Annotated in this window: 12 protein-coding genes; 8 read left to right on the top strand and 4 right to left on the bottom strand. The window is 70.8% G+C overall.

Going from position 1 to position 10967, the window contains the following annotated elements:
- Positions 1-26 precede the first annotated feature (26 nt).
- Entirely contained in the window at positions 27-1151 is a 1125-nt protein-coding gene (disA, locus tag OG349_RS15550; RefSeq protein ID WP_161307535.1) for a DNA integrity scanning diadenylate cyclase DisA, read from the top strand.
- 78 nt (positions 1152-1229) lie between these two features.
- Here disA and OG349_RS15555 read toward each other — a convergent pair whose 3' ends face one another.
- Entirely contained in the window at positions 1230-2150 is a 921-nt protein-coding gene (locus OG349_RS15555) for a hypothetical protein (protein ID WP_327235172.1), read from the bottom strand.
- Positions 2151-2364: 214 nt separating this feature from the next.
- Between OG349_RS15555 and OG349_RS15560 the strand changes: the two genes are divergently transcribed.
- The 5 genes from OG349_RS15560 (at position 2365) to cseC (ending at position 6926) form a co-directional block, all read left to right on the top strand.
- Positions 2365-3300 (top strand): A/G-specific adenine glycosylase, encoded by a 936-nt coding sequence (locus OG349_RS15560; RefSeq protein WP_327235173.1) that lies wholly within the window; start codon positions 2365-2367, stop codon positions 3298-3300.
- A gap of 179 nt (positions 3301-3479) precedes the next feature.
- Positions 3480-4076, top strand: coding sequence for a SigE family RNA polymerase sigma factor (locus tag OG349_RS15565; protein ID WP_327235174.1), 597 nt, complete (start codon positions 3480-3482; stop codon positions 4074-4076).
- Between the two features lie 17 nt (positions 4077-4093).
- A complete protein-coding gene (locus tag OG349_RS15570; RefSeq protein ID WP_442806257.1) occupies positions 4094-4765 on the top strand; it encodes a hypothetical protein in 672 nt (223 codons plus the stop codon).
- A 41-nt stretch (positions 4766-4806) separates the two neighbouring features.
- Complete coding sequence (gene cseB / locus OG349_RS15575; protein ID WP_327235175.1) at positions 4807-5511, top strand: two-component system response regulator CseB; 705 nt, start codon at positions 4807-4809, stop codon at positions 5509-5511.
- A gap of 95 nt (positions 5512-5606) precedes the next feature.
- Positions 5607-6926, top strand: a complete 1320-nt coding sequence (gene cseC, locus OG349_RS15580) for a two-component system sensor histidine kinase CseC (RefSeq protein ID WP_327235176.1) — start codon at positions 5607-5609, stop codon at positions 6924-6926.
- Positions 6927-6936: 10 nt separating this feature from the next.
- Here the strand turns inward: cseC and OG349_RS15585 are convergent, their stop codons facing one another.
- Positions 6937-7335 carry a hypothetical protein gene (locus OG349_RS15585; RefSeq protein ID WP_327235177.1) on the bottom strand — a complete coding sequence of 133 codons (399 nt, stop codon included), beginning with the start codon at positions 7333-7335 and terminating at the stop codon, positions 6937-6939.
- 161 nt (positions 7336-7496) lie between these two features.
- On the opposite strand from OG349_RS15585, the gene OG349_RS15590 reads away from it, so the two are divergent.
- Complete coding sequence (locus tag OG349_RS15590; protein ID WP_327235178.1) at positions 7497-7757, top strand: DUF5958 family protein; 261 nt, start codon at positions 7497-7499, stop codon at positions 7755-7757.
- A gap of 12 nt (positions 7758-7769) precedes the next feature.
- Here OG349_RS15590 and OG349_RS15595 read toward each other — a convergent pair whose 3' ends face one another.
- Positions 7770-9395, bottom strand: coding sequence for an MDR family MFS transporter (locus tag OG349_RS15595; RefSeq protein WP_327235179.1), 1626 nt, complete (start codon positions 9393-9395; stop codon positions 7770-7772).
- 110 nt (positions 9396-9505) lie between these two features.
- On the opposite strand from OG349_RS15595, the gene OG349_RS15600 reads away from it, so the two are divergent.
- Positions 9506-10090, top strand: a complete 585-nt coding sequence (locus tag OG349_RS15600; RefSeq protein WP_327235180.1) for a TetR/AcrR family transcriptional regulator — start codon at positions 9506-9508, stop codon at positions 10088-10090.
- Between the two features lie 27 nt (positions 10091-10117).
- Here OG349_RS15600 and OG349_RS15605 read toward each other — a convergent pair whose 3' ends face one another.
- Positions 10118-10909, bottom strand: coding sequence for a M23 family metallopeptidase (locus tag OG349_RS15605; protein ID WP_327235181.1), 792 nt, complete (start codon positions 10907-10909; stop codon positions 10118-10120).
- Positions 10910-10967: the final 58 nt, after the last annotated feature.

Below are 10967 nucleotides of genomic sequence, written 5' to 3' on the forward strand. Positions count from 1 at the left end.
CCATCCGTACGAGCCGGAGGAGTGCAGTGGCAGCCAACGACCGGGCATCAGCACCCGGAAAGTCCGGCGCGGGCTCCGGCAACGAGGCGCTGATGCGCGCCTCCCTGAGCGCCGTCGCGCCCGGGATGCCGCTGCGTGACGGCCTGGAGCGGATCCTGCGCGGCAACACCGGCGGTCTGATCGTCCTCGGCATGGACAAGACCGTCGAGTCGATGTGTACGGGCGGGTTCGTGCTGGACGTGGAGTTCACCGCGACCCGCCTGCGTGAGCTGTGCAAGCTCGACGGCGCACTCATCCTCGACAAGGACATCACCAAGATCCTGCGGGCCGGTGTGCAGCTGGTCCCGGAGTCCTCCATCCCCACCGAGGAGACCGGCACCCGGCACAGGACCGCCGACCGCGTCTCGAAGCAGTGCGGGTTCCCGGTGGTCTCGGTGTCGCAGTCGATGCGGCTGATCGCGCTGTACGTGGACGGGGAGCGCCGGGTCCTGGAGGAGTCGGCGGCGATCCTGTCGCGGGCGAACCAGGCGCTGGCGACCCTGGAGCGCTACAAGCTCCGCCTGGACGAGGTGGCGGGCACGCTCTCCGCGCTGGAGATCGAGGACCTGGTCACGGTCCGGGACGTGACGGCGGTCGCGCAACGCCTGGAGATGGTACGGAGGATCGCCACCGAGATCGCGGAGTACGTGGTCGAGCTGGGCACCGACGGCCGCCTTCTCTCGCTCCAGCTGGACGAGTTGATCGCGGGCGTGGAGCCGGAGCGTGAGCTGGTGGTACGGGACTACGTACCGGAGCCGACGGCGAAGCGGTCCCGCACGGTGGACGAGGCGCTCGCCGAGCTGGGTTCGCCCAGCCACGCCGAGCTGCTGGAACTGGCCGTGGTGGCGCGGGCGTTGGGGTACAGCGGTTCGCCCGAGACGCTCGACTCCGCGGTCTCGCCGCGGGGTTACCGGCTGCTGGCGAAGGTGCCGAGGCTGCCGGGCACGATCATCGAGCGGCTCGTGGAGCACTTCGGCGGACTCCAGAAGCTGCTCGCGGCGAGCGTGGACGACCTCCAGACGGTGGACGGCGTCGGCGAGGCGCGGGCGCGCAGCGTCCGCGAGGGCCTGTCACGGCTGGCGGAGTCGTCCATCCTGGAGCGGTACGTCTAATCCAGCCCGTCCGGTAATCCAGCCCGTGCGGCGCTTGAGGACACCCGGCCGAAGGCCGGGCCGCGCCACCCGCCAGGGTCAGTCCTTCTCCAGCCGGATGGACTTCTGCCCCTGCTGCACCGACGCGCCCGCCGTGGTGATCTCCACCAGATACGTCCCCGGAGCCACAGCGCCGCCAGGCGCCTTCGCACACTTCGGGGCGCTCTTCTTCCGATCCCACTCCACGGTCCGGGTGATCGTCGCGCCCGCCGGGATCTCGAACAGCGCCCGGCCCGTCTTCGGGCAGTCCTTGGAGGACCAGAGCTGCTCGTCCTCGGCGTCGGTGACGCTCAGCACCACGGCCCTCGGCCCGAAGTCGGCCTTGCAGGTGGTGGGGGACGTGTTGGTGGCGATGAGCCGGAACGCGGGCTTCTCGCCGGGCTCGTACGCGTTCTTGCTGACGTCGAGGCGCAGGATCAGCGAGCCCCGGACGCAGGTGGGGAGGGTGGAGCCGGCCGGCACCTGCCGCCCGGAGTTGACGCTCCCGCCGCCCCCGGTGCCGCCCGTGCCCGCCGTGGCCGTACCGGCGCCGCCCGTACCGCCGTTCGCGGCTCCGGCCGTACCACCGGAACCGGCACCGCCGGAACCAGCACCGCCCGTGGCAGCGCCGCCGCCGGAACCCGCGCCGCCCGCTCCCGCCGGGTCGCCGTTCTTGCCGCTGTCCCCCGCGCCGGCGTCCGTACCGTCGTCGCCACCGCTCCCGCCCGTGCCGCCCGACTCGTCGCGCCCGCCCGGCTGTTCGCTGATGGCGGGCCCCGATCCCGAGGGTCCCGGGGTGATGGACGTGGCGGGGTTGGCTCCGTCCGACCGGTCGTCGTTCTTCTTGCCGCCGTCCTCACCGGAGGTGACGATCCACACGACCAGCAACGCGAGCAGCGCGATCAGCGTCGCCGCTACTGCCCTCCGTCGCCAGTAGATGGGAGAGGGGAGCGGCCCGACCGGATTACGCAAAGATCCCACGTCGCAAACTGTACGAGAGATCTCCGCCAACTCCCGCCCCCATGCCGTCCGTCTTCGCAAGTTTTACGGATCATCAGCCTGCGATCGTCCTGACGGTGGCCGGTCAGGTGCCGGTCAGGTGCCGGAGACACCCCGCCGCGCGCCGAAGGCACCCCGCCGCACACGCGTCCGATGCGCCGTCCGCAGGTCGGAACATGCCAGGATCGGAGGTGCCATGACTGCTACCTCTCCGACTCCCGAGACCCCCGCGACGCCGCCGGCCCCGGCCACGGCCTCCGCCGCCGCCCTCCACGCCCCTGTCATCGAGTGGTTCGACACCCACGCTCGCGATCTGCCCTGGCGCCGCCCGGAAGCGGGGGCCTGGGGGGTGATGGTCAGCGAGTTCATGCTCCAGCAGACCCCGGTGAGCCGGGTGCTCCCGGTCTACGAGGCGTGGCTCGCGCGCTGGCCGCGCCCCGCCGACCTGGCGAAGGAGCCGCCCGGCGAGGCGGTCCGGGCGTGGGGGCGGCTCGGCTACCCCCGCCGCGCGCTGCGCCTGCACGGGGCAGCGCAGGCGATAACAGAGCGGTACGGCGGGGATGTGCCCAGCGAGCACGCCCAGTTGATCTCGCTGCCCGGGATCGGCGAGTACACGGCGGCGGCCGTCGCCTCGTTCGCGTACGGACAGCGCCATGCCGTCCTCGACACGAACGTGCGCCGGGTCTTCGCGCGGGCGGTGACCGGTGTCCAGTTCCCGCCGAACGCGACCACGGCCGCCGAGCGCAAGCTGGCCCGCTCCCTGCTGCCCCCGGACGAGCCGACCGCCGCCCGGTGGGCCGCCGCGTCCATGGAGTTGGGCGCGCTGGTCTGTACGGCGAAGGGCGAGGAGTGCGTACGGTGCCCGATCGCGGACCGGTGCGCGTGGCGGCTGGCGGGCAAGCCGGCGCACGAAGGACCGGCCCGGCGCGGGCAGACGTACGCGGGCACGGACCGCCAGGTGCGCGGCAAGCTGCTGGCCGTCCTGCGCGAGGCGCTCACGCCCGTGCCGCAGGACATGCTGGACGCGGTGTGGGAGGAGCCGGTGCAGCGGGCCCGCGCGCTGGACGGGCTGGTGGCGGACGGCCTGGTGGAGCCGATGGAGAACGGGGTGTACCGCCTGCCCCTGAGCTGAGCCGCGGGCGGCCCGTGGAGTGCGGAACTCCACGGGGCCGCCCCGCCTTCCGTTACACAACCGATGGACAGCCGTGCGTTTGCCGACGGCTGCCCCGCACAGCCCCGTGACAACCGCTCCGTAATTTCGGTGGCGCAAGGAAGAACGCGGGAACGGTCACGGGGTCGGAGGCGGTTGGCATGGCGCAGGGCGAAGTGCTCGGAGAGGTGCTGGGGTTCGAGGAGTACGTACGGACCCGGCAGGAGGCCCTGCTGCGCAGCGCCCGGCGGCTCGTGCCCGACCCGGTGGACGCCCAGGACCTGCTCCAGACCGCCCTGGCCCGTACGTACGGCCGCTGGGACGGCATCGCCGACAAGTCCCTCGCCGACGCCTACCTGCGCCGCGTCATGATCAACACCCGTACGGAGTGGTGGCGCGCGCGCCGGCTCGAAGAGGTCCCCACCGAGGAGCTGCCCGACGCGAGCGTCGAGGACGGCACCGAGCAGCGCGCCGACCGCGCCCTGCTGATGGACATCCTCTCCGTCCTGGCTCCGAAGCAGCGCAGTGTGGTGGTGCTGCGACACTGGGAGCAGATGAGTACGGAAGAGACGGCCGCGGCGCTGGGAATGTCGGCCGGTACGGTCAAGAGCACGCTGCACCGGGCGCTGGCCCGGCTCCGCGAGGAGCTGGAGAGCCGGTCCGCCGACGAGGCGGAGGCGCGCATGCTGGAACGGGCGGAGCACGGCGGCGGCCTCATCGGCCGCCAGGATCGGGGGCGGGAGCGGTGCGTGGCCTGAGGGGCCCGGTCCGGCCGGTGACGGCGGGACCACTCACGGGGGAACGGCTCACGGGGGGACGGCTCGCGGCGGCCATGGCCGGTGCGGCGGTGCTGTGCCTGCTGGCCGCCGGGTGTTCGACCGGTGGTACGGGTACGCGGGACGAGGGCGCGGCCGTGACCGCGCCCGTCGAGCGGGGGGTGCCCACGCCGCGCGCCTCGGCGGTCCCGCCGGTGAGGACGGTGGACGCGGCCTCGCTGCTGCGCGAGGACCCCGAGGTCAGCAAGCGGATCAAGGCCGACCTCAAACCGTGCTCCGAGGGCGCCTACCCGGTGGACACCTCGTACGGGAATCTGACCGGCGGATCCGTCCCCGACGTGGTCGTGAACGTGATGACCTGCGGGGACGCGGTAGGCATCGGCACGTACGTGTACCGCGAGAAGGACGAGACGTACGAGAACGTCTTCGCCGTCGAGGAACCGGCCGTCTATGCCACCATCGACCGGGGGGAGCTGGTCCTCACCCAGCAGGTGTACGCGAAGGGTGATCCGGTGGCGTATCCCTCCGGGGAGGACGTGGTCACGTACAGCTGGAGCGACACCAAGTTCACCGAGCGCTACCGCGTGCGCAACAACTACAGCAGCGCGGTCGGCGACGGCGCGGTGGAGGCGCCGGACGTCGTGGACCCGACGGTGCCGCGCCAGAACTGAGTCCGCTGCCCCCCCAGACAGAGAGCAGAGAGAGCCGCCCGATGGCAGATACCCATGTGCTGTTCGTCGAGGACGACGACGTCATCCGCGAAGCCACCCAGCTCGCGCTGGAGCGGGACGGCTTCGTGGTGACCGCGATGCCCGACGGGCTCTCCGGTCTTGAGGCGTTCCGCGCCGACCGCCCCGACATCGCGCTGCTCGACGTGATGGTCCCGGGCCTGGACGGCGTCAGCCTGTGCCGCCGTATCCGCGACGAGTCGACCGTGCCCGTGATCATGCTGTCGGCGCGCGCCGACGCGATCGACGTGGTGCTGGGCCTGGAGGCCGGCGCGGACGACTACGTCACCAAGCCGTTCGACGGGGCGGTGCTGGTGGCCCGGATCAGGGCCGTACTGCGCCGCTTCGGTCACGCGGGCCGGGCGGCCGGGGACCCGGCGGGGCGGGAGGGGCCCGACGAGCGGGGGGTGCTGACCTTCGGCGAGCTGGAGATCGACACGGAGGGCATGGAGGTACGCAGGGGCGGGGTGCCGGTCGCGCTGACCCCGACGGAGATGCGGCTGCTGCTGGAGTTCTCGACCGCGCCGGGCACGGTCCTGTCCCGCGACCGGCTGCTGGAGCGGGTCTGGGACTACGGCTGGGGCGGGGACACCCGGGTGGTGGACGTCCACGTCCAGCGGCTGCGTACCAAGATCGGGCAGGACCGGATCGACACGGTCCGCGGCTTCGGCTACAAGCTCAAGGCATGAGGCATGAGGCCGCGCGTATGACGCGTATGAACGGCATGAGGCTCCGCGTATGAACGGCATGAGGCTCCGCGTATGGACGGCATGAGGCTCCGCTCATGAGGCGCCTGGCGCTGCGGACCGGGGTCCGCTGGAAGATCAGCATCGCGATCGCGGCGGTCGGCGCGCTGGTCGCGGTGGCGCTGAGCCTGGTGGTGCACAACGCGGCGCAGGTCTCGATGCTCGACAACGCGCGCGAGGTGCAGCTGGAGCGGCTGCTGTTCGCGCAGCGGATGTACGACACGACCAAGGAGCCCAAGTTCGGCACGAAGGTCAACGATCCGGCGCTGCCGCACGATCTGCGGGAGAAGATGGCGCAGGGGCGGCGGGCGACGTACGTGCAGGACGTCAGCGAGGGGGTGCCTGACGTCTGGGCGGCCGTCCCGCTGGGGAACGGCACGGTGCTCTCCCTCCACAACAAGTTCGCCGACCGCAGTACGACGATCATGAAGGACCTGGACCGGGCGCTGATCATCGGCTCGGTGTCGGTGGTCTTCGGCGGCTGCGCGCTGGGCGTGCTGATCGGCGGCCAGCTGTCGCGCAGGCTGCGCAGGGCGGCGGCCGCGGCGGGCCGGGTCGCGCAGGGCAACACGGACGTACGGGTCGGGGACGCGGTCGGCGGGGTCGTACGCGACGAGACCGACGAACTGGCGCGCGCGGTGGACGCGCTGACCGACGCCCTGAACGAGCGGATCGAGGCGGAACGCCGGGTGACGGCGGACATCGCCCACGAACTGCGCACCCCGGTGACGGGTCTGCTGACGGCGGCGGAACTGCTGCCGCCGGGCCGCCCGACGGAGCTGGTGAGAGACAGAGCACAAGCGCTACGAACACTGGTGGAAGACGTCCTGGAAGTAGCAAGGCTCGACAGCGCCTCGGAGCGGGCGGAACTCCAGGAGATCGAGCTGGGCGAGTTCGTGAAGCGGCGGGTCACCGCACTGGACCGGACGATCAGCGTGCACGTGACGAACGACTCCTGGGTGAACACCGATCCCCGCCGCCTGGAACGCATCCTGGGCAATCTGCTGGCCAACGCGGCGAAGCACGGCGGGACGCCGGTGGAGGTCACGGTCGAGGGCCGGGTGGTACGGGTACGGGACCACGGCCCCGGCTTCCCCGACGCGCTCCTGCGCGAGGGCCCGAGCCGCTTCCGCACGGGCGCGAGCGACCGCGCGGGCCACGGCCACGGCCTGGGCCTGACCATCGCGGCGGGCCAGGCCCGCGTCCTGGGCGCCCGCCTGACCTTCCGTAACGCATCCCAAGAACCCACCCCCACCCCGGAAACACCCCCCGGAGCGATAGCGGTCCTCTGGCTCCCGGAACACGCCCCCACCACCACGGGCAGCTTCCCGATCCTCCACCTCCCGAACCCGAGGTGACGCGGCGGACTCAGCCCACCCCGCGCCCCGCCGTGGCGGCCCATCCACGAAGGTGGGGGTCGGAATGATCCCGGGCGGCCGCGATGTCTCGCGACTCGTCCAGAGCGGAATCACGCACCCCACCGGGTCCGTACGCCGGAGACCGCTCCGGATACACCGACACACAGGCGCAGTACCAGGCCCGTACAGCCCCCGCCCGCTCGGCATCCGTGCCGTTCCGCAGATAGTCGACCAACGCCGCCCGCACCCGGCGGCGCCCGAACGCGTAGACCGCCGGCTCGACGAACCAGCGACAGAAACTGGGATCCGGATCGTGAACAGCCGCCGCCATCAACGGACCGAACAACTCCTCAGGCAGAGTGGCCCGTTCGAGCAACGGCTTACGCAACGCCCCGGCAAGGTGCCGCACGTGCCGGTCCTCCGGCCGCACGGCGACATCCTCATACCCCAGCAGCCGAGCCACCTCCGTCACCCACATCAGGAATGAACCCGTTTGCGCGCCGCTCTGCTCGTCTCCGACCACCACAGCATTCTGAACGTCCCGGATGCAGCTCCGCCCAGAATGCAGCCATGACCGAACGTGACGTGATACTCAACGAACTCGCCCAAGGACTGCGCTCGATGTCACAGGGCATCGAATGGTTCGAGACCCTGGCCCCGGCGGAGCAATCCGAGACACTGCGGTATCTCTGCCATCACCGCGCCCAGGCGCGCGCCGTCATAAAGGATCACTTGGGGGGTGCGGCGACCCTCATGACCCTCGATCCGTTCGTACGGCGGGCGTACGAACGCCCCCCGGCGAGCGCGTCGGGGGGCGTTCCGTACAGCTGAGGCGGTCGGGCGTCAGGCCGACTGGGGGACCCTGCCGTCCGCCGGGGACGGGTCGTCCGCCGGCTTCGGGCCCGCGCCCCGCAGCGGGACCTCCTTGACGAAGAACGCCGCGACGAAGCCGATCACCGCGATCGCCGCGCCCAGCGTGAAGGCGCCGTGGATGCCGGTGGACACCGCGTGCTGGTACGCCTCGCGCGCCGCGTCCGGCAGCTTCGCCAGGCTGGCCGCGTCCAGTTGCGCGGACGCGAGGCCGCCGCTGGTGCTGCCGCCCCTGGCCGCCATCTCGTCCTGTACGCGGGAGTTGAAGAGCGCGCCCATGATGGCGACTCCGAACGAGCTGCCCAGCGTACGGAAGAGGGTCGTCGAGGAGGACGCGACGCCCATGTCCTTGGCCTCGACGCTGTTCTGCGCGACCAGCATCGTGATCTGCATCAGGAAGCCCATGCCCGCGCCGAGCACCGCCATGTAGAGGCCGGACGTCAGCCGCGAGGTCTCGGTGTCCATCTGCGCGAGCAGGAACAGGCCGACCGTCATCAGGGCGCCGCCCAGGATGGGGAAGATCCGGTACTTGCCGGTGTTGGTGGTGACCCGGCCCGCGATCAGCGAGACGACCATCATCGACAGCAGCATCGGCAGGAGCAGCAGCCCGGAGTTGGTGGCGGAGGCGCCCTGCACGGCCTGCTGGTACAGCGGCAGGAAGAGCACCGCGCCGAACATCACGAAGCCGGTGAGGAAGCCGATCACCGACATGAGGGTGAAGTTGCGGCTGCGGAAGATGTGCAGCGGCAGCAGCGGCTCGGCGGTCTTCTTCTGGACGACGACGAAGCCGATGAGCGCGACCACACCGAGCGCGATGAGCTCCATGATGATCGCGGAGCTCCAGTCGTACTCCGTACCGCCCCACGTCGTGACCAGCACGATCGAGGTGATGCCGACCGTCAGCAACCCGGCGCCGAGGAAGTCGATCCTGACCTTCGAGCGGTCCTTCTTGGGCAGGTGCAGGACGGCCGTGACCATCGCCAGCGCCACCGCGCCCAGCGGCAGGTTGATGTAGAAGCTCCAGCGCCAGCCGAGGTGGTCGGTGATGGCGCCGCCGACCAGCGGTCCGCCGATCATGGCGAGGGCCATCACGCCGGCCATCATGCCCTGGTACTTGCCGCGCTCGCGGGGCGGGATCAGGTCACCGATGATCGCCATGACGCCGACCATCAGACCGCCCGCGCCCAGGCCCTGTATCGCGCGGAAGCCGATCAGCTGGCTCATGTCCTGGGCCATCCCGCTCAGCGCGGAACCGATCAGGAAGATCACGATGGAGGCGAGGAAGACGCCCTTGCGGCCGTACAGATCGCCGAGCTTGCCCCAGATCGGGGTCGAGGCGGCGGTGGCGAGCGTGTACGCGGTGACCACCCACGACAGGTGCTCAAGACCGCCCAGCTCACCGACGATCGTCGGCATGGCCGTACCGACGATCATGTTGTCCAGCATCGCCAGCAGCATCGCGATCATGAGCGCGAGCAGCACGATCCGTACGCTGCGCGGCTGCGGCTCCGGCTTGCCGGGCGTCAACGTCCCGGCTGACGGGTTCCCGGGTGCCGCGGCCTCTTCGGCCTTCCCCGTCTGACGGCTCGTCTGACTCATCGTCCCCTACTCCCCTGACTTACTTGCCGCCCGGCAAGCTAGCATTACACTCAGAAGGTAGACGGCTAACTTGCCGGGCGTCAAGTAAGTTTTTTCCCAAGGAGAGCACCGTGGGCAGCACTCAGCACCCCCGGCGGGGCAACACCCGTCAGCGCATCCAGGAAGTCGCCCTGGAGCTCTTCGCCGAACAGGGATACGAGAAGACCTCGCTGCGGGAGATCGCCGAGCACCTGGACGTCACCAAGGCCGCGCTCTACTACCACTTCAAGACCAAGGAAGACATCCTGATCAGCGTCTTCCAGGACGTGACGCAGCCGATCGACACGCTGATCGAGTGGGGCAGGGCCCAGCCCCAGCCCGCCACGCTGGAGACGAAGCGGGAGATCCTGCGCCGCTACAGCGCCGCTCTGCGCGGCGCCTCCCCGCTCTTCCGCTTCATGCAGGAGAACCAGGCGACGATCCGGGACCTGAGCGTCGGCGAGACCTTCAAGGACCGCATGATGGCCCTGATGGAGCTGCTGCTGGACCCGGACGCGACCATGGTCAACCGGGTACGGTGCACCAGCGCGATCTTCACCATGCACGCGGGGTTGTTCGCCCTCAAGGACATCGAGGCGGACCCCGAGGAGAAGCGCCTGGCCATCCTGGAGGTCTCCACCGACCTGATCACCCAGGCGCACCACGTCGGACTCTGAGACGGCCCTGCCGACGGCGGGACCGGCTCAGACCGTGACACCCGCGTGGCGCAGGAAGGTGAGCGGGTTGATCGCCGAGCCGTAGTTCGGGGTCGTACGGATCTCGAAGTGCAGGTGGGGGCCGCTGGAGTTGCCGGTGTTGCCCGAGTACGCGATCCGCTGGTCGGCCTTCACGTGCTGGCCGACCCACACCTTGATCTTGGACAGGTGCGCGTACTGCGAGTACTTCCCATCGCTGTGCCGGATCACGATCGCGTTGCCGTACGCGGACCCGTCACCGGCGCCGTTCGGTCCCGCCTTGACCACCGTGCCGCTGTGGGCGGCCTTGACCGAGGTGCCGGTCGGTACGGCGAAGTCCTGGCCGGAGTGCTTGTGGGACCACATGGTGCCGCCCCGGCCGAACGTCGCGCTCAGCTGGTAGCGGTCGACCGGGTCCGTCCAGCCGTGCGCCTTCTTGATCCTGTCGGCCTTCGCCTTGGCCCTGGCCTGGTCCGCCTTCACCTTCGCGGCCTTCTTCTTCGCCCCGGACTCGGCCCTCTTCGCCTCCGCCTTCGCACGATCGGCCTGGGCCTGCTTGGCATGCGCCGCGGCCTTGGCCTGGGCGGCGGCCTGCTCGGCCACCGCGCCGGACGCCACGGAGGCGGTCGCGGCGGTCGCGGTACGGCTCACTCCGCCATCGGCGCCGTCGCCACCGGTCGCGGCGACCGCGGCCCCCGCCCCGCACGCCATGGACACCCCGAGGCCGGCGGCCACCAGGCCGGTACGGGTACGCAGGGTGGACGGGAGGCGGGAGAGACGGAACTGGTCGCGCTGGAACATGCGGGGAAAACCTCCGGGCATGAAGGGACCCGACACGGATGCCGGGCGGTCCCCACCT

The sequence above is a fragment of the Streptomyces sp. NBC_01317 genome (genome assembly GCF_035961655.1).
Classification (GTDB): Bacteria; Actinomycetota; Actinomycetes; order Streptomycetales; family Streptomycetaceae; genus Streptomyces.

What these genes read in the sequence shown, in the direction of transcription:
- OG349_RS15560 (WP_327235173.1), top strand. Translation starts at nt 2,365, where the DNA reads ATGACTGCTACCTCTCCGACTCCCGAGACCCCCGCGACGCCGCCGGCC.
- OG349_RS15565 (WP_327235174.1), top strand. Translation starts at nt 3,480, where the DNA reads ATGGCGCAGGGCGAAGTGCTCGGAGAGGTGCTGGGGTTCGAGGAGTAC.
- cseB (WP_327235175.1), top strand. Translation starts at nt 4,807, where the DNA reads ATGGCAGATACCCATGTGCTGTTCGTCGAGGACGACGACGTCATCCGC.
- cseC (WP_327235176.1), top strand. Translation starts at nt 5,607, where the DNA reads ATGAGGCGCCTGGCGCTGCGGACCGGGGTCCGCTGGAAGATCAGCATC.
- OG349_RS15590 (WP_327235178.1), top strand. Translation starts at nt 7,497, where the DNA reads ATGACCGAACGTGACGTGATACTCAACGAACTCGCCCAAGGACTGCGC.
- OG349_RS15595 (WP_327235179.1), bottom strand. Translation starts at nt 9,395, where the DNA reads ATGAGTCAGACGAGCCGTCAGACGGGGAAGGCCGAAGAGGCCGCGGCA.
- OG349_RS15605 (WP_327235181.1), bottom strand. Translation starts at nt 10,909, where the DNA reads ATGTTCCAGCGCGACCAGTTCCGTCTCTCCCGCCTCCCGTCCACCCTG.